Raw genomic sequence first — 18,530 nt, 5'->3', positions numbered from 1 at the left:
TGTATTCAATAGCAGACTTATTCTATAGAAATGGGCCGGTTAAAAACATTTGCACAATTTTATTAGTGAACATATTGCATTCATGTCATATTGATTCATTTTTGGCGCTATCAGTTGGCTACCGATACGTTGCTGATGCACACGCTTTGCTTCTTATCGGCTGGTCGACTGCTGCTATTTTTCATATCAATACCGGTAAACAAAATTTACCTTAACTAACCCATGTATGTTTAAACAAGTACGTTCCTGGCTTGCCAGCTCGGTGCTGGCATCATTACTGTTATGCGGGCCTTTGGTGGGCCTGGCTCAATCGCCCAAAGTAGTGCCCGATCTGCTTCGGGTGCTGCAAACAAACGGAGCGCCTGCTCAGTCGCCCGTCAGGGGACTGGAAGCGGATACCCGTATCCAGTTTAGTAACGGTCTGGTTGCCATTGAAGCCGTTGTTACGGCCGGTGAAAACAGTGCTACGCTACTTCAGCAATTGCAGGCACTGGGTTTGCGCAATGGCGTTGCCTACCGGCAGATGGTGGGTGGATACCTGCCCATCGACAAAATTAACGACCTTCAGAACGTGGGTGCGCTTCGATTTGCCCGCCCCGTCTACGAACCAATTCACAATGTCGGCCGGGTGACTTCGCAGGGCGACCGGGCCATGCGATCTGACATTGCCCGTCAGGTGAGCAGCCTGACAGGGGCAGGGTCTAAAGTTGGTGTCCTTTCGGATACGTACAACGCACTGGGGGGCGCGGCTGCGGGTGTCACATCGGACGACCTACCCGCTAATGTGCAGGTGCTGGACGACCTGCCAACGGGCAGCGACGAAGGCCGGGCTATGGCCGAGATCGTGCACGACGTAGCGCCGGGAGCCGCCATTGCTTTTCATACGGCTTTTCGAAGCCAGGCGTCGTTTGCGCAGGGTATTCGCAGCTTAGCGGCAGCGGGTTGTAATATTATCGTGGACGATATTATTTACTTCGCCGAACCCTTTTTTCAGGACGGCGCCATTGCCCAGGCCGTTGATGATGTGACGGCCAATGGCAGCGTTACGTACTTCTCCTCGGCAACTAACAATGGTCGCTCGTCCTACCAGAGCACCTTCAACAGTGCCGGTGAGCAGGTCCTGCCGGGTTATGGCGTGGGAACGCCCCATAACTTCGGCGGGGGGGATATCTACCAGCGGTTTACGCTGCCACCTAACAGCACGGTCCGCATTGGCTTCCAGTGGGACGATCCGTTTGCGTCCGTGAGTGGGGGCAATGGTGCCCGGACAAACATGGACTTCCTGGTGTATTTTGAAGGCGAATACCTGGGGTTCCTCTCATCGTTGACCGATAATATTGGGGGTGACCCATTTGAATTTATTGGTATCCGCAATTCAAACGCTACCCCACTCGACATCGACCTGGTGCTGGTTAAGAAGGCGGGTCCAGACCCAAATCTGGTGAAGTGGATATTCTACGGCAATGGCCTGACGACGAGTTATGAGTACGATACCCGCAGTTCAACCGTATTTGGTCACCCCAACTCCGACCGGGTGGTGTCGGTGGCGGCTGCCCGCTATGACCGTACGCCAGTGTTCAATGCCAACCTGACCACTGCCGTTGCCGAAGGGTTCACAGCGCTCGGCGGCACGCCCATCCTGTTCACAACGACGGGTGAGCGCATCAACGGCGCAACGGGCATCGTCCGCCGGAAACCCGACATAACCGGTCCTGACGGTGGTGATAACACGTTTTTTGGCGGCAACGATTTCGATGGTACCGGCTTCCCTAATTTCTTTGGAACGTCGGCATCCGCCCCGCACGTGGCAGCGGTGGGTGCCCTGATGCAGCAAAAGTCGGGGAACGGACTGGCCCCCAGCAGTGTGCTGAGTCTGATGCAGCAAAACGCCTTGGACATGGATGATCCCGTTACGCCGGGTTTCGACACGGGATTCGACTTCTTGACGGGCTACGGCTTTCTCCAGGCCGACCGGGCCATTGCCGCCGTTGGTCAGCCGCTGGCCTTAGTGCAGCCCGAATACAACTGCGCCACGGGTCAGATTACCTTCCAGACCACCGGGGGCGATGGTACACTGATCGAGTACCGGGGCATTGGCATCACCGACTGGAGTGCCAACCCGGTGCAATTTATCGACGCGGCCGTGCGGGCTGATCCCAACTCGACGACCGTCTACTTAGTGGCGCGTCAGAGCGGACGGGAGGTGACCTACACGTTCAATTTCCGGGCTTATTGCCAGGGCAGCAACGGCAACCAGCCGCCCGTGCTCAACACGCCCATTCCGACGCAGTTTGCCCGTCAGGGTCAGTTTTTTGATTTCCAGTTTCCGACCGGCACGTTCTCCGACCCCAATAACGACGCCCTGACGTATTCGATTGTGGGGTTGCCCGATGGCCTGACCTTCGATGCCGCCAATCGCCGGATTTCGGGTACGCCCACCCAGGCGGGTACGTTCCCGGTCGTGATCACCGCGACGGACCCCGGCAATTTGTCGGCCCGCGCCCTGTTCAACCTCGTCGTGTCGCCAACCGGCAGTACGCAGCCGCTGGCGCTGATTGCTCCTTTGTACGACTGCTCGACCGGAACCATCACCTTCCGCACGATCAACGGCGACGGCACGCCCATTACCTTTACGGCCATTGGCGTACGACGCAATGCTGAAACGGATGTTACGGGCATTGTAGAAGCCGAACTGCGGGCAGACCCCAAGCCGATCGTCATCACGGCAACGCAGAGTGGCGTGTCGGTAACCTTCGTTTTCGACCTGCCCAGCGCCTGTGGGGGCGGAACTCCGCCCGCCGGAACGTTTGTGCTGATTTCTCCTGCCTACGACTGTGCCACCGGCGTTTTTACATTCCAAATAGCCAATGCAGCACCGGGCAAAACGGTTGAGTATTACGCCGTGCCGGGCATTACCGACTGGACCACTAATCCCACGCATCAGTTCAACAACGACCTGCGGACGGCGGGCGACGTGAAGCCATTCACGCTGCGGGCACGCTACGTGGGTGAGCCAGGTTTGGAGGTGACGCTGGAGTGGGTACGGCCCGCGCCCTGTTCGCCGGGTGCACGGTTGGCCGCCCGTGAGTTGAAGAGTGAGCTGCGGGTAACGGTGCTGGGCAACCCGGCCCGCGACGAGCAGGTTGAGATCGACGTGACGGGGGCTACAGGTAAGTCGCTGCAACTGCGCGTCAGCAATGGCCGAGGTGAGTGGGTCAGCGAACAGACCGTTGAGATGAGCGGAGCCACCCAGCGCCAGCGCGTTTCGATTGGCCGTTCGCTGGGGATCTACCTGCTGCAGGTCGGCACGGACCGTGAACGTAAAACGGTGAAAATCGTCCGTCAGTAACCGATTGCATTCTTTCCTAATAAACAGCAAAAGCCCCGACATTCGGGGCTTTTGCTGTTTTGTGTATCCTGGTGGTGTATCCTGGACGGCCACGTCCGGGCGTACGGTTCTTTTCTATAAGTTCAGTACTCAGATTTCACGCCCGGGCGTGGCCGTCCAGGATACACCATCAGGATATCTTACTCTAATTTCGTCACGATCTTGCTGTATTTCTCCCGCTGGTGTTTCCATCGCTTGTGCGACCAAAGCCAGTCGGCGGGGTAGCGTCGGATGGTTTCTTCCAGCAAATCGCGATACCGTTCCAGAATCAGGCCGGGCGGCACGGCCTCGTAGGGCGGCTCGGCAATCAGCGTAAACGTAGCTTCGTAATAACCTCGGCGCAACCGCACCAACTGCAAGTAAAACACGGCGAATTTCCGGCTGCGGGCCAGCCGCTCGGTGCCGGGATAAAATGGCGTGTCGCGGTGCAGGAAGTTGGTCCAGTAGGCGTGTTCCGGCGCGCCGGGCATCTGGTCGGACACGAGCGCGATGATGCGCGGCACGTCTTTGCGAACCACCAACTGGCGGGGCAGGCTGGTCATGGGCGTAGGCACCGCTCCGAAGCTCGACCGGACGGTGCGCATGATTTCCTCAAAAAACGCATTGTTCAGCGGTTTATAAACGCTGTCGACCGGCATATCGTTGAGCACCGACGCTGACGGTATCCACTCCCAGTTGCCTTGGTGCGACGCCATGCCGATTACCGTTTGCCCGGCCCGCAGCCGGGTTTGCACCAGTTCGGCGTTGGTGAACCGGACACGCTGCCGCAGCTCATCGGGCGATAGGGCGGGCATCTTGATTGTTTCGACAATCAAGTCAGTGAGGTTGCGGTAAAACCCCCTCGCAACGGCCTGAATTTCGGCCGCTGTCTTTTCAGGGAACGACGAGCGCAGGTTTTCCAGCACCACCCGTCGCCGATAGCGCACGACGTACAGCAACAAAAAGTACAAGAAATTTGAAATAATGTAGAGGAAACGAAGCGGCAGGCGCGACAGCAATCGGAAAAACAGCATGCGGTAAGGAGGGCGTGTCAGAGAGCAAAACGACGCTTTCTGTCTATTGATACCCCAACATTAAAAATTTCTAAAATTGGTAGGAGGTATTGATTTTTTGCCTTACTTGTGAACGGATACCATTGTTGTTATTGGAAAAGTACCAACCGAAGCCTGTTCTGGCCGGGCCACAACTGGTCGGGACACCAAAGGCCGAACTACTGATCGAACTGCATTATTTACCCTGTTTGGATTATGTATCGGGGTTATTGCAGTTTGACCGGGTATGGATTGAAGCATACGAACAGTACCAAAAGCAAAGTTACAGAAATCGGTGTTACGTGCTGACGGCAAACAAGGTAGATGTGTTGACGGTGCCGGTGCAGCGGGGAACGCACCATCCGCCCATCCGCAGCCTCAGAATTGACAACGGGCAGTCGTGGCAAATGCACCATTGGCGCTGTTTGCGGGCCGCCTACGCCAAAGCGCCGTTTTACGACTACTATGCGCCTGAGTTTGAGCCGGTGTACCGGAAAAACTGGTCGTTTCTGTTCGATTTGAATTGGGAACTGCTGACAATTTGTCTGAAAACGTTGGGGGTGAAGACACCGGTCGGCCTGACAGAATGGTATGAGAAAGAGCTGGTTTCCGGCCGATTTGACGCCCGCTCGACGGTAAATCCGCGAAACACATCGGGAGCGTATGTATTCCATCAACCGGTGCCATACGGACAGAACTTTGGCCTTGATTTTGTACCAAACCTGAGTATCATCGATTTATTATTCTGCCAGGGACCAGCGGCAAAACAGTTTTTGACTACCGTTCCGCGTGTTGATTTAGCCGTTTTAAACCGGCAACTGACCACCTGATACCGTGTACTCAATCCCCTGGCGTGAGTGAACAAATCCCGCAAACGCTGCGTTAAACCAGTATTACGCTTACCTAAGGAGACTCAAAGCGAATGGAAGCAAAATTCTCAAATCGCGTAAAGGAAGTTATCTCGCTGAGCCGGGAAGAAGCCTTACGCTTAGGCCACGACTACATCGGAACGGAGCACCTGCTGCTTGGCATGATCCGCGAGGGTGAGGGTGTGGCGGTCGGGCTGCTGAAGAAACTCGGCATATCGCTTGACGAACTCCGGGTCACTATCGAACAGGCAACGAAGGGAACGGCTACCAACAACGTAAAAAACCTGGCGAATATCCCGCTGACCCGTCAGTCAGAGAAAACGCTGAAGATTACGTATCTGGAAGCCAAGATCTTCAAAAGTCCGCTCATAGGGACCGAGCACTTGTTGCTGTCGATTCTGCGCGATGAAGATAACGTCGCCACGCAGATCTTAAACAAATTCAACGTTAACTACGAAGTCATTAAGGAAATGCTGGAATATCAATCAACGGGAAGTCGCCCGACGATGGCGAGCGAGACCGACGATGACGACAACGACCGGGGCATGTTTGGCGGCAGCGGCAGCGCTGGTACCGGCAAAGATCCCAAAGGGTCCGAGAAGTCGCGGACGCCGGTGCTCGACAACTTCGGCCGGGACCTGACTAAGTTCGCCGAGATCGGCAAGCTCGATCCGATTGTTGGTCGGGAGAAGGAAATTGAACGCGTGGCCCAAATTCTGAGCCGCCGGAAGAAAAACAACCCAATCCTGATCGGTGAGCCGGGCGTTGGTAAAACGGCCATCGCCGAAGGTCTGGCCCTGCGCATTGTGCAGAAGAAAGTATCGCGGGTGCTGTTTGGCAAGCGCGTCGTCACCCTGGATTTAGCCTCGCTGGTAGCTGGTACAAAATACCGGGGTCAGTTCGAGGAGCGGATGAAGGCCGTGATGAACGAGTTGGAGAAGTCGCCCGAGGTGATTCTGTTCATCGACGAGTTACACACGATCGTTGGGGCGGGTGGTGCATCAGGTTCCCTCGATGCGTCTAATATGTTCAAACCGGCTTTGGCGCGGGGCGACATTCAATGCATCGGCGCCACGACATTAGATGAGTACCGCCAGTACATTGAGAAAGACGGTGCTTTGGCCCGTCGTTTCCAGATGGTCATGGTCGATGCTACGTCCATTGACGAAACCATTGAAATCCTGAATAACATCAAGGATAAGTACGAAGATCACCACCACGTCAACTACACGAAAGAGGCCATTGAAGCCGCCGTGAAGCTGTCGGAGCGCTACATCTCGGACCGGTTCCTGCCCGACAAAGCCATCGACGTGATGGACGAAGTAGGTGCCCGGGTTCACATCCTGAACATCACGGTGCCCGACGATATTCTCAAGCTTGAAGAGCAGATTGAGAATATTAAGAAAGAGAAGAATCAGGTTGTTAAGAGCCAGAAATACGAAGAAGCCGCTCAACTCCGCGACAAGGAAAAGCGCCTGATCGACCAGCTCGACCGCGCCAAGCAGGCGTGGGAGGAGGACACCAAGAAGCGTCGCTACACGGTCAACGAAGAAAGCGTAGCCGAAGTAGTCGCGATGATGACGGGCATTCCGGTCACGAGCGTCTCGAACGACGAAGGCAAGAAACTCGTCAATATGGGCGGGGAACTGAAAGGTAAAGTAATTGGACAGGCCTCAGCCATTGAGAAATTGGTGAAAGCCATTCAGCGTACGCGCGTCGGCCTGAAAGATCCCAAGAAACCCATTGGTTCGTTTATCTTCCTCGGCCCGACGGGCGTGGGTAAAACCGAATTAGCCAAAGTGCTGGCCACGTATCTCTTCGACAAAGACGACGCCTTAGTGCGGATTGACATGTCGGAGTACATGGAAAAGTTTAGCGTCAGCCGGTTGGTTGGTGCCCCTCCGGGCTACGTCGGTTACGAAGAAGGTGGTCAACTGACCGAGAAGATTCGCCGGAAACCGTACAGCGTCGTGTTGCTTGACGAGATTGAAAAAGCGCACCCGGACGTGTTTAATATCCTGCTTCAGGTGCTCGATGACGGTATCCTGACCGACGGTTTAGGTCGCCGGGTGGACTTCCGCAACACAATCATCATCATGACCTCGAACATTGGGGTGCGTGACCTGAAGGACTTCGGTGCTGGTATCGGTTTTGCGACCAAGAAGTCGGAGAATCAGGATGAGCTGATGAAGAGTACGATTCAGAGTGCGTTGCGGAAGGCATTCTCGCCGGAGTTCCTTAACCGTCTGGACGATGTGATTGTGTTCAACTCGCTGCTGCGTGAAGACATCCACAAGATCATCGACTTGATGCTGGGCAAACTGCTCGGCCGCGTTACCAACCTCGGTTACCACGTCGAACTTACGGAGAAGGCGAAAGATTTCTTAGCTGAGAAAGGCTACGACCCACAGTACGGTGCCCGCCCGCTGAGCCGAGCCATTCAGCGCTACCTCGAAGACCCCGTTGCTGAAGAAATTCTGAAGGGCGAACTCAAAGAAGGCGACGTGATCCAGGCCGACTTCGGTGGCGAAGGCGAACTACTGACGATCTCAGTAAAGAAGCCCGAAGCGGTTGTTGAGTAATCGATTATAGAATTTTTACAAAAAAGACCGGGCAGAAATGCCCGGTCTTTTTTGTTGCGATCAGGCTTGTGCAGTAAGACCCGTTAAGAGTTCGTTAAGCTACTTTTGCTCAGGTTCATCTATCACAAACTCTTTTGCTTCACCTGTTCAATCAAATACTCACTCGTGCGCATGGAAGCGGCCAGAATGGTCCAGGTCACGTTTTTGTCGCCCTGCGAAACGAACGGCGCGGCATCGACAACGAACAGGTTTTTCACGTCGTGGGCTTGCTGGTATTTGTTGAGCGCTGATTTCTGCGGGTCGTTGCCCATGCGGACCGTGCCCACTTCGTGGATGATCCGGCCGGGAGCGGCTAAGCCGTAGCCGTGGGCGGTATTGGGACCGGGTTTGGGGCCGAGGGCAATGCCGCCCAATGCGTGAATGATCTCCTCGAAGGTATCCTGCATGTGTTTGGCCTGCTTCACCTCGTAGTCCGACCATTTGTAGTGAAAACGCAGCACTGGAACACCGTACTTATCGACCGCGTTCGGGTCAATTTCGCAATAGTTGCTTTCAAGGGGTACCGGCTCGCCCCGGCCCGACATGCCGATGTAAGCACCGTAGAAGCGCCGGTAATCATCCTTCAGGCCCGCGCCATAACCACCGCCGGGCTTCATCTTGCCGTCGCGGCCGGGGACAGCACCGTGCATCGCTTCGATACCACTACCAAAGCCGTAACCCGGCATCCCCATGCCCCCCCCGTATTCGATGTGGTAGCCGCGCGGAAAATCCAACTTCTTGTTGTCGAGCCACCAGGGTGTGAACACGTGCATCCCGCCGACACCGTCTTCGTTGTAGCGTTTGCGGTCCATCAGGGCTGGTATAAAACCGGACCGGCTGGCACCCGTCGAATCGTTGAGGTACTTGCCCACCACGCCACTGCTGTTGGCTAATCCGTTGGGGAAACGGGCTGACTTGGAGTTCAATAAAATCCGGGCCGACTCGCACGTACTCGCCCCCAGCATGACGGCTTTGGCCCGCACGGTGATTTCCTGCATGGTGCGGGTGTCCACATAACTCACGCCCGTGGCTAAGCCGGTTTGCGCGTCTGTCAGGACTTCGCGGGCCATCGCCCCGTTGATGAGCGTTACGTTGCCGGTTTTGATGGCCGGAATACACAGCACCGACGACGCGGAGAAGTCGGCGTAGGCTAAGCAACCCCGCCCGCACTGATGGCAGTAGAAACAGGAACCTCGTTCTTTGTTGATGGGCTTGGTCAGAATGCTCAACCGCGAGGGTACGACCGGTACGCCGATGCTTTTGCCCGCCTTTCGGAGCATCAGTTCGTGCAGCCGGGGTTTGGGTGGGGGCAGGAAATAACCGTCTGGTTCGTTGGGGAAATCGGGCAGGTTGGTGCCAAATATCCCAATGAGCTTGTCGGTTTTGTCGTAATACGGCTTCATCTCGTCGTAGCCGATGGGCCAGTCGTCGCCGACGCCGGTGATCGAACCGCGCCGAAAATCATCGGGGCCGAACCGGAGCGAAATGCGCCCCCAGTGGTTGGTGCGACCGCCCAGCATTCGGGACCGGAACCAGTGGAATTCGGTCCCGTCTTTGGCCGAATACGGTTCGCCGTCAATGTCCCAGCCACCCCAGGCCGCGTCAAAGTCACCACCCGAACGAGCAGCCGTGGCAGCACCCCGCCGGGGCGACTCATAGGGCCATTTTAGTTGCGTGATGTATTTAGGATCGGCCGGGTCGTAGTAACCACCCGCTTCGAGCAGCACGACTTTGGCACCTGCTTTGGCGAGCATGTAAGCCGCCATACCGCCCCCCGCACCGGAGCCAACAATGGCAACGTCGTACACGAGTGGGGCCTTCCTGAGTTGTGGGATATCCATCCGATAAACGGGTTAGGGGAGGAGATGAAGGTTAGGAATCTATAAGGTGGGTATTGACAAGGTTTACTGATAGACGACAGACGAGCCTTTATTTTTCGGGTGGTAAAAACCGTCGATCATAACCAGGTCAGGGTCAGGCAGCAGCAACCGTTGCAAAAGCGGGTTCCCGACTGTTCTCCGCCAACACCGGCTCCACGGTGATGACCACAAACTTCGAGGTTGGCGTATTGCTGACGTAAGCGACGCTGGCTACCGGCACGAGCGGGTTGGCTTCGGGGTAATAAGCCGCCGTGTTTCCCTTCGGAATGTCGTACGGGATGGCAATGAACTTCTCCAGTCGGCGTTGCTGGCCTTCAAAGTGGCTGGTGATGTCGACCAACTGCCGGTCCGTAATGTTCCGGTCGGTCATGTCCTGCGGGTTCATGAAAATAACGCGCCGTTCGTTGTACACCCCCCGGTAGCGGTCGTTATAGTCGTAAATAGTGGTGTTGAACTGATCGTGGCTGCGGATGGTCATCAGCACTAACTGGTCAGGGGCGATGTCGTGCATCACCATATCGGTTACCGAGAAGTTAGCCCGGCCGTTTTCGGTCGTGAAATTGCGTTCGCGGGGGCCGTTGGGCAGGTAGAAACCGCCGGGTTTGCGAATTTTCTCGTTAAACTGCTCAAAGCCCGGAATTACCCGGCTGATGGCATCGCGGATGCGGTCGTAGTTTTCGGTAAAGCCCACCCAGTCGACCGTTGAGCGCTGGCCGAGGGTTGTCAGTGCAATGCCTGAAATAATAGCCACTTCGCTCAGCATTTCGCCTTCTAACGGCCGCAATACGCCTTTGTTCAGGCTGACGACGCCCATCGAGTTTTCGCAGGATGTAAACTGCGGACCGGACTTTTGCCTGTCAATGTCCACGTGAGTCAGGCATGGCAGAATCAGCGAGGTGCGACCGGTGACTAAGTGGCCCCGGTTGAGTTTGGTGCTCACAAACGCCGTCAGGCTTTGTTTGCGCAGCCCTTCGGCCACGAATTCGGTATCGGGCGCGGCTGACAGGAAATTGCCGCCCAAGCTGAAGAACACCTTTGTTTTCCCTTCGTACATGGCCTTGATAGCCTCCACCGTGTCGAAACCGTGTTCGCGGGGCGGGGCGAAGCCAAACTCGTTCTGGAGGGCGTCCAGAAACTCGTTGTGGGGGCGTTCCCAGATACCCATCGTGCGGTCGCCCTGAACGTTGGAGTGGCCGCGCACCGGGCAGGTACCCGCGCCGGGCTTGCCGATGGCTCCTTTGAGCAGGTGCAGGTTCACGATCTCCTGAATGCTCATGACGCCGTTTTTCTGCTGCGTCAGGCCCATGGCCCAGCACGTTATGATTTTCTGCTTCGGCGCAATCAGGTCGGCGGCTTCCCGGAGTTGCTCACGGGTCAGACCACTCATCTGCTCAATGGCGGCCCAGTCGGTGTTGCGGATATTTTCCAGAAACGCGTCGTAACCGGCAGTGTATTCCTTGATGAATGCGTGGTCAACGACCTTGCCAGGATTAACTTCGTCGGCTGCCAGCAGGTGCTTCATAATACCCCGCAGCACAGCCATGTCGCCGTTGACCTTTACCTGCAAAAATAGGTCGGTAATGGGCGTGCCTCCGCCCAACAGCGTCCCCACGGCCCGGAAGGGATTCAGGAAATCCTGCGGGTTTTTGAAGTGGCTCAGTCCCACTTCGCGCAACGGATTGACGGCGATGATCTTGGCTCCGTTGCGCTTAGCTATTTGCAAAGCGGTCAGCATCCGGGGGTGGTTGGTGCCGGGGTTCTGCCCCATGATGAGGATCACTTCCGCTTCGTGGATGTCGTTGAGCGTCACCGAGCCTTTGCCCAAACCCAGCGTTGGGCTGAGGGCCGACCCCGAACTCTCGTGGCACATGTTCGAGCAGTCGGGCAGGTTGTTGGTGCCAAACTGCCGCACGAACAACTGATACAGAAAGGCCGGTTCGTTAGGTACCTTACCCGACGTATAAAAGAGCGCTTCGTTGGGCGACGGCAGCGCGTTCAGCTCATCGGCCACTAATTGAAACGCGTCGGGCCACGAAATGGGCGTGTAGTGCGTGGCACCGGGGCGCAGCACCAGCGGGTGCGTCAGGCGACCGGCGTTGTTGAGGTCGCGGTCGGTCATGCGCGACAGATCGACTAAGCTGTGTTTGGCGAAAAATTCGGGGTCAGCCCGTTCCGAGTCGGCATCGGATGCCGTTGCTTTGGCGCCGTTCTCGCAGAATTCGACGATGGAACGGTGGCCGTCGGGATCGGGCCAGGCGCAGGACGAGCAGTCGAAACCGTCTTTCTGATTCAGTTTCAGCAGTGCCTGTGTACCGCGCCCTACCCCCGCTTCGCCCCATGAAAACGCCATCGACTTCAGCACGGCCGTTACGCCAGCGGCCACCGTAGCGGGCTTACCCAGCGTAAGCCCCGTGAACGCTTCGGGTGGTTGTGCCAGCACGGGATTCCGGTCTTTCGCACCGATATTGTCAGGGGCTGGGAATATGCGCTTATCTGAGTCGGGCTTGCCCTGCGGATCGTAATGATCGGCGGCTGGCAGCGTACCCTCGCTGGGGCGGTCACCACTTTGGGGCCGATTGGTAGCGGCCAATTGTCCGGCCGGGTCAACCGGCTGCTGATTATTTTGATTGGGTGTCTTCTCCATAAACGTTGAGAATGCTGAATGACCAGGTTAGGATACGAATAAACCGCCACTAATTGGCTGAATTTAACACCGTCGTCGAATTTACCCCCGACAACCCAACTTAGCGTAGGAATGCCGTTGCTTCCGTCACTTTGTCGGTATTAATAATGTCGACGCCGATCTTTTTCAGTTGCTTCCAGGCGTTGGGTGTGTCGGGAATGGACCAGAATCGGATGGGTTTATTATCGCCGTGGGCGCGTTTGATGACACGTTTCAGTTTCTCCCGGTCAAGGTCGGGTAGGTCGCCGGTGCCATCCCAGCGCGAATAGGAGCGGAAATTATCGCTGATGAGCGCTACCCGTTTGAGCGTTTCGTCGTCGTAGACCTCACTCGGCCGCCCGTCGAACTGAAGCAGGAGGGGATAATCGAGGTAGGTGTCGATTTTTGGCCGGTTGCCACTGATGATGATTTGCACCGCCTTTGGGTTTGCCGACCGGTTGAACGCCGTCAACCGCTCCTGCAAGGACGTAATCAGCTTAGGCAGTACTTCGGCGGGACTGTCTTTTACGTCAATTACTAAGCTAAACGTATAGTCCCGCGCCGGACTCACTTTGTCGGTGTACTGACTGAATAAGTTGACAATCGGTTTGAGGTACAGCGAATCGAGCGTGGGCGCCCCCGCCTGCGGTTTGTTGTGCGATACCACCAATACGCCGTCCTGCAACCAAACATCCGCTTCGATGAAGTCGGTCCGCTGTTCATAGGCATTGGCAAAGGGGCGGGGCTGGGCGTAGTCGTTGTGGGCGTGAATTTTCTGGGCCGACAGGTTGGCTGAGACCAACCAGCCGAGGACGAGGAGACTGTAGCGGATCATAGGTGGAAAATCAATTGGAGTGATCGGATGGAAAGTTAAGCAACTGCGCCCGATTGTCGACGGGTACAGCGTGGGAGTTTTAACATTTTTTGAACCGAAACGCTGTTCGACGCATGACTGAAATGATTTACTCTTCGGCGTACAACGCAACCACCAACCAGAATGATTAAACGACTATGTACGCTGGTAAGTTTGCTCCTGACTACCATTGCCGGAGTGCGACACAGAAGGGGAACGGGTTGATTGCTGGACATCGACCGGCTGACGCCCTACACCTGGCCGAGTGTTGCGTATGTTATTTTGAGCGATAAGCTCACAAGTAGCCAGAGTAGCACCAAGTCCGATCCGTACTAACGCGGCTCAACTGACCTTGCCGTTTGCCCCTAAACCGCTATTTTTGCCAAACTTCGTAGAGAATGAATAATGGTCAGTGGATAATGTAGAATGGATGATGACCCATACGGAGACACATTATCCATTAATTTTCAAGAATGGATTTACTCAAAGGGAAAGTCGTATTGATTACCGGCGCGTCGCGCGGAATTGGCCGGGCCATGGCGCATAAGTTTGCCCAGGAAGGCGCGTCCGTCGCGTTCACGTATCTGTCGAGCGTTGAAAAAGGACAGGCGCTCGAGGAAGAACTTCGGGCGTTTGGCGGGCAGGTGAACGGCTACCGTTCGGACGCGTCGGATCACAAAGCTGCCGAAGAACTTGTTAGTCAGGTTATTGCTGATTTCGGTAAACTCGATGTCCTGGTCAACAATGCGGGCATCACCAAAGATGGGCTGCTGATGCGGATGACCGAAGAGCAATGGGACAGCGTAATTGCCGTTAACTTAAAGTCGGTCTTTAACCTGACCAAAGCGGCCATTAAACCGATGATGAAGGCTAAAGTTGGTTCCATCATCAACCTGACGTCGGTGGTGGGTATCCGGGGCAACGCCGGGCAGGCCAACTACGCGGCCTCCAAGGCAGGAATCATCGGCTTCACCAAATCGGTCGCGCTGGAACTGGGGTCGCGCAATATTCGCTCCAACGCCATTGCACCCGGCTTCATCGAGACTGAGATGACCGGCGAAATCAACGAGAAAGCCGTGGAAGAATGGAAGCAGCAAATCCCACTGAAACGCGGTGGCCAACCCGAAGAAGTGGCCGACTGCGCCGTTTTCTTAGCCTCTGACCTGTCTCGCTACATCACCGGGCAAGTGCTGCAGGTGGACGGGGGAATGTTAACCTAAATAGTCGGTTAGTCAATCAGTTAATGAGTTGGTGAGCATTATGCGCCAGCTACTGAGAGACTGACCGACTCAACGACTTACTGACTTTCTTTTCATGCGTTCTGACGTTATTTTTCAATCCTCCCCGTGGTGGATTTTAGTGTGTCTGCTGGTTGGGGCGGTTTATGCCGTTGCCATGTACCAGCCGCTGCCACCTTTGGCCGGGTCGGTTCCGACCGGGTCACGGGTTGCGGGCAGCGGTGGGGCGGTGGGTGGCTTCGACAAACGGACAACCTACGGGCTGTCCGCCCTGCGGTTTGTGGTGGTGAGCCTGTTGTGTTTTCTCCTGCTCAACCCCCTCATCCGCAGCCTGCGAACGCTGACCGAAAAACCAAAAGTCGTGCTGGCCGTCGACAATTCGGAGTCGGTGGCGGCAGCGGGGCGGCCCGCGCTCAACCGGGCATTAGCGGGTTTGCAGGCCATTCGGCAGCAACTGACGGCCAAAGGCCTTGATGTGTCGGTCCGCACCTTTGGCGATACGGTGGCCAACGACGGCGGGGCCGATCTTACCCAAATTCCGTTTACCTGGCGCACGACCGATCTGTCGGGGTTGCTGTCGGGCATTCGTTCGGACTACGAGGGTCGTAATCTGACGGACGTGGTGCTGGTGTCGGACGGTATTTTTAATCAGGGCGTATCGCCCACTTTCGGGCAGTATCCCTTCGCGGTGCAGACGGTGGGGCTGGGCGACACGATTCCCAAACGCGATGTTCAACTGAAGGGCGTGGTTGCCAACCGGATTGCGTACCTCGGCAACCAGTTTCCGGTGCAGGCCGAAGTGGTTAGCAACGGGTTTTCGGGACGAAGCGCGACGGTAGTCCTGCGCCAGAATGGACGCGAGCTGGGTCGGCAGTCGATTAGTTTCAAAGGTAATGACTCCTTTAATCAACTGACGTTCCAGACGACGGCTACCCAAAAAGGTGTTCAGCATTATGTGGTAGAGGTATTGCCGCAGCCGGGGGAATTTAGCACCCGTAACAACCGGCAGGACGTTTATTTAGACGTGATCGACGGCAAAGAAAAAGTGCTGCTGCTGGCTCTGACGCCCCACCCGGACGTGAAAGCCATTCGTAACCTGCTGGAGAAGAACCAGAATTACGAAGTCGATGTCCGCATCCTGACGGGCACGACAGACCCAAATCCACCCGCCGATAAGACGTATGATCTCCTGATTTTGCACCAGATTCCCGACAATGCCGGGTATGGTAACGACTTGGTTCGGCGGTTTTTAGCCACAAATACGCCGGTGTTGTTCGTGCTGGGTGGGCAGTCGGCACTGGGTTCGTTCAACACGTTGAATCCGGTGATGCAGGTAAGCGCTCAATCGAACCAAAGCGACAGGGTAACGGGGTTTTTTAATCCGGAATTCAAGCAACTCAACCTCGACCCGGCCCGGCTCGATCTGTTGAGCAAATTGCCACCGATGGCCGTTCCCTACGGCGATTTCAAGCTACAGGCTGGCAGCGAGGTAGTGCTGTGGCAGCAGGTTGGCAGTGTGCGCACCACCAAGCCGTTGCTGGCCATTAACGTGGCGGGGGGGACATCGGACCGGGCACGCAAATCGGCCGTGCTGGCGGGCGAAGGCCTGTGGGCGTGGCGGCTCGAAGAATACGCCCTGACCGACAAGCAGGAGGTGGTGGATGAGTTGGTGCAGAAAGTGATTCAACTCATTTCGGTGAAGGAAGACCGGCGCAAACTCCGCGTGTACCCTATCCGCAACGAGTTTGTCGCGGGCGAGAAGGTCATATTCGAGACTGAACTTTACAACGACATCTACGAGCGGCTGTACGACAAACCCGTCCGGCTCGAAATCGTTGATGAGAAAAGTGTCACTCGGTCGTACAATTACACACCCACGGCCGCCAACAGCCGGTTCGAGATCAGCCGCCTGCCGCAGGGGGCGTACCGGTTTCGGGCCAGTGTGAGCGTCAACGGCAAAACCGAGCAGTCGGCGGGTCAGTTCGTCGTGCGTGATCTGCAACTCGAAGCCCTCAACACCACCGCCGACCACGGTTTGCTCCGGCAGTTGGCCCAGCAGACGGGCGGACAATTCTACGGACCCACCCGCATCGACGACCTCGTGCGCAACCTAACCGCCAGCCCGCGCCCCGCCCGCCTGACGAGCACTGAAGAGATGAACGAGATCATCAACTGGCGGTGGCTGTTCTTCGTCGTCCTGACGCTGGCCACCGTGGAGTGGGGGCTGCGCAAGTTCTACGGTGGGTACTAAACCGCCAGCGCGTCCATCTGCTCAGCGAGTTGCTGCCGTTTCTGGGCAAAGTAAATCTCCCAGTTCGTTAACTGACTGATCGTTTGATACGTCTCCGATTGGTGGAGCGTTTGCACGTCGGTTCGGAGTTGAGCCGCGAGGAATTGCAACCGGTTTCGCTCGTTTTTAAGCAGTGCTTTCCCGGTGATGGATTCCGAGCGGGGCACGAAGGTGTCACCCTGTTCGAGCGTTTGGTGAATCTCCGACACGCGTTTCAGGTCGTTGCGGTCGTTGGCCATTTTGAGTTCGGCGAACAGACTTTCGGCCTGGCTTTTGAGCGCTTCGGCTACGACGTCGGGGTGGCAGAGTTGGGCAGCTTTACGGAAGTTACGTTTGAGGTCGCGCTGCTCATCGTCCGATAGTGCAAAGCGGAGTTGCTGGCGGGTTTCGGTGTATTGCCGGTTGTATTGATCGTAATCCGCGTTGGCTTCAGTGCGTTCAGCGTCGGTAATGGCCTGCGCCCGGCGGAGTTCGAGCAGTTTCAGAATCAGGTCGCCGAGCCGGAGCGAATGCTGTACGCTGAACTCGTGGAGCGTCTTTTCGATGTCGGCTTTTTCGGCTTCCAGCGCCTGCACCTGCAATTCCAGAATGCGAATCTCGATTTTTAACGCGCTCAGTTCAACATCGACGTAGGCCACGAGCGTGGTATGCTGCTTCCCAAACTGGTCAATCTGACCGACGGCTTCGGCGTATTGCCCGCGATGCAGCAGGCTAACAATCTGTTCTAACTCGTCGGTGAGGTGTTGCTGCGATAGCTTGTCGAGGTGCGGGGCGAGTTCGTCGGGCTCGTCTAAGGCGATGAGCGTTTTGATGAGGTCGAGCCGTTTGAGCACCTTGCCCAGATCGAGCGGAGCTTTATCGGGAGCAGGGGCGTAGCGGTCGCGCAACTGCCGGAACTCGGTCGTGAACTGCCCGGCGAGTCGCCCGGCCTCGGTCGGGATCGTGGTGTTTTCGTGATTCTGCCGCGCTTTGTAGCTCCAGTTGAACGAGCCGGTGATGACTGTTTGCCCGTCGATAACGCAGAACTTGTTGTGCATGAAGTTTTTCTTCTCACCACCGACGATGTCAACATTACCTCCAAACCGTTTCAGTTCATCAAAATCCAGTCCGTTATCACGGAAATTTGTCTTACCACTTGAAATGAGCAGGTTAACTAATACACCCCGACTGGCTAAGTTGCAAAGTTTTTGAAAGATTTCCCGGTCCGTAAACCACGCCACCGCTATATACACACTTTGCTGGGCTTTCTGCAACTCGGCGATGATGTTTTCGTGGATATGGTCGAAGTGGGCGGTACTTTGCATAGAGTTGGATCACAATTCACCGTACAAGTGAGCATACTGATTCGTGGGCATCAAACTGATCAAATCTTTTATCGTCAACATAATATTTAGCAGCACTGTATAGCCCCATTAGCATTCTGAAAGAAGAAGCATTGAGTTGGACATGGGTGCATTTCTCGAAATCATTTGTTAAGCTCGAAAAACTGTATTTATCTGTTTCAAGCCAATCGTTCACGTAGTGGCAACAAATCCCTAAAAGCTCTTTGCCTGAATCAGAGGCTATTGAGTAGTTTGTAAATATTCTTAAACCGTTCTCGCGTTTACTCAACAATTTTTGTGTTAGCTCTAACTGTGCTTTAGCACATATCAAAGCAGTGTTTTTATCAATTATAGATATTTCGTTCGTTTTCATTAT

The 18,530-nt window shown here is 55.7% G+C and carries 11 protein-coding genes; 5 read left to right on the top strand and 6 right to left on the bottom strand.

Annotation, left to right across the window (positions count from 1 at the left end):
• Positions 1-226 precede the first annotated feature (226 nt).
• Positions 227-3,349, top strand: coding sequence for a putative Ig domain-containing protein (locus tag ACYVHB_RS04160; protein ID WP_461049867.1), 3,123 nt, complete (start codon positions 227-229; stop codon positions 3,347-3,349).
• 179 nt (positions 3,350-3,528) lie between these two features.
• On the opposite strand, the gene ACYVHB_RS04155 is transcribed toward ACYVHB_RS04160, so the two are convergent.
• Positions 3,529-4,401, bottom strand: coding sequence for a lysophospholipid acyltransferase family protein (locus tag ACYVHB_RS04155; protein ID WP_461049865.1), 873 nt, complete (start codon positions 4,399-4,401; stop codon positions 3,529-3,531).
• 131 nt (positions 4,402-4,532) lie between these two features.
• Here ACYVHB_RS04155 and ACYVHB_RS04150 point away from each other — a divergent pair, with 131 nt between their 5' ends.
• Entirely contained in the window at positions 4,533-5,249 is a 717-nt protein-coding gene (locus tag ACYVHB_RS04150; RefSeq protein ID WP_461049863.1) for a WbqC family protein, read from the top strand.
• Between the two features lie 92 nt (positions 5,250-5,341).
• Positions 5,342-7,870: an ATP-dependent Clp protease ATP-binding subunit gene (locus tag ACYVHB_RS04145; protein WP_461049861.1), complete on the top strand. Its 2,529-nt coding sequence runs from the start codon at positions 5,342-5,344 to the stop codon at positions 7,868-7,870.
• Between the two features lie 122 nt (positions 7,871-7,992).
• Here ACYVHB_RS04145 and ACYVHB_RS04140 read toward each other — a convergent pair whose 3' ends face one another.
• The 3 genes from ACYVHB_RS04140 to ACYVHB_RS04130 all read right to left on the bottom strand — a co-directional run bounded on the left by ACYVHB_RS04140 (position 7,993) and on the right by ACYVHB_RS04130 (position 13,286).
• The gene (locus tag ACYVHB_RS04140) at positions 7,993-9,750 is read right to left on the bottom strand and encodes a GMC oxidoreductase (RefSeq protein ID WP_461049860.1); all 1,758 of its coding nucleotides are present in this window, start codon (positions 9,748-9,750) and stop codon (positions 7,993-7,995) included.
• Between the two features lie 133 nt (positions 9,751-9,883).
• Positions 9,884-12,433 (bottom strand): FdhF/YdeP family oxidoreductase, encoded by a 2,550-nt coding sequence (locus ACYVHB_RS04135; RefSeq protein WP_461049858.1) that lies wholly within the window; start codon positions 12,431-12,433, stop codon positions 9,884-9,886.
• A gap of 100 nt (positions 12,434-12,533) precedes the next feature.
• Complete coding sequence (locus ACYVHB_RS04130; RefSeq protein ID WP_461049856.1) at positions 12,534-13,286, bottom strand: phosphatidylinositol-specific phospholipase C/glycerophosphodiester phosphodiesterase family protein; 753 nt, start codon at positions 13,284-13,286, stop codon at positions 12,534-12,536.
• A 491-nt stretch (positions 13,287-13,777) separates the two neighbouring features.
• Between ACYVHB_RS04130 and fabG the strand changes: the two genes are divergently transcribed.
• Together fabG and ACYVHB_RS04120 are read left to right on the top strand one after the other, a co-directional pair.
• Positions 13,778-14,524 carry a 3-oxoacyl-[acyl-carrier-protein] reductase gene (gene fabG, locus ACYVHB_RS04125; protein WP_461049854.1) on the top strand — a complete coding sequence of 249 codons (747 nt, stop codon included), beginning with the start codon at positions 13,778-13,780 and terminating at the stop codon, positions 14,522-14,524.
• Between the two features lie 94 nt (positions 14,525-14,618).
• Entirely contained in the window at positions 14,619-16,793 is a 2,175-nt protein-coding gene (locus tag ACYVHB_RS04120; protein WP_461049852.1) for a VWA domain-containing protein, read from the top strand.
• On the opposite strand, the gene ACYVHB_RS04115 is transcribed toward ACYVHB_RS04120, so the two are convergent.
• Both ACYVHB_RS04115 and ACYVHB_RS04110 read right to left on the bottom strand, forming a co-directional pair.
• Positions 16,790-18,136: a phospholipase D-like domain-containing protein gene (locus ACYVHB_RS04115; RefSeq protein WP_461049850.1), complete on the bottom strand. Its 1,347-nt coding sequence runs from the start codon at positions 18,134-18,136 to the stop codon at positions 16,790-16,792. The genes ACYVHB_RS04120 and ACYVHB_RS04115 overlap by 4 nt on opposite strands.
• Before the next feature lie 16 nt (positions 18,137-18,152).
• Positions 18,153-18,527 (bottom strand): hypothetical protein, encoded by a 375-nt coding sequence (locus ACYVHB_RS04110; protein ID WP_461049848.1) that lies wholly within the window; start codon positions 18,525-18,527, stop codon positions 18,153-18,155.
• Positions 18,528-18,530: the final 3 nt, after the last annotated feature.

This window comes from Spirosoma arcticum (genome assembly GCF_054779955.1).
The sequence above is the reverse complement of the archived record's forward strand: the minus strand, read 5'-3'. Positions and strand labels throughout refer to the sequence as shown.

Excerpts from the sequence above, each read along its gene's own strand:
- ACYVHB_RS04145 (WP_461049861.1), top strand. The coding sequence starts at position 5,342 with ATGGAAGCAAAATTCTCAAATCGCGTAAAGGAAGTTATCTCGCTGAGC.
- ACYVHB_RS04120 (WP_461049852.1), top strand. The coding sequence starts at position 14,619 with ATGCGTTCTGACGTTATTTTTCAATCCTCCCCGTGGTGGATTTTAGTG.
- ACYVHB_RS04110 (WP_461049848.1), bottom strand. The coding sequence starts at position 18,527 with ATGAAAACGAACGAAATATCTATAATTGATAAAAACACTGCTTTGATA.
- ACYVHB_RS04160 (WP_461049867.1), top strand. The coding sequence starts at position 227 with ATGTTTAAACAAGTACGTTCCTGGCTTGCCAGCTCGGTGCTGGCATCA.
- ACYVHB_RS04155 (WP_461049865.1), bottom strand. The coding sequence starts at position 4,401 with ATGCTGTTTTTCCGATTGCTGTCGCGCCTGCCGCTTCGTTTCCTCTAC.
- ACYVHB_RS04135 (WP_461049858.1), bottom strand. The coding sequence starts at position 12,433 with ATGGAGAAGACACCCAATCAAAATAATCAGCAGCCGGTTGACCCGGCC.
- ACYVHB_RS04115 (WP_461049850.1), bottom strand. The coding sequence starts at position 18,136 with ATGCAAAGTACCGCCCACTTCGACCATATCCACGAAAACATCATCGCC.
- ACYVHB_RS04130 (WP_461049856.1), bottom strand. The coding sequence starts at position 13,286 with ATGATCCGCTACAGTCTCCTCGTCCTCGGCTGGTTGGTCTCAGCCAAC.
- ACYVHB_RS04140 (WP_461049860.1), bottom strand. The coding sequence starts at position 9,750 with ATGGATATCCCACAACTCAGGAAGGCCCCACTCGTGTACGACGTTGCC.
- fabG (WP_461049854.1), top strand. The coding sequence starts at position 13,778 with ATGGATTTACTCAAAGGGAAAGTCGTATTGATTACCGGCGCGTCGCGC.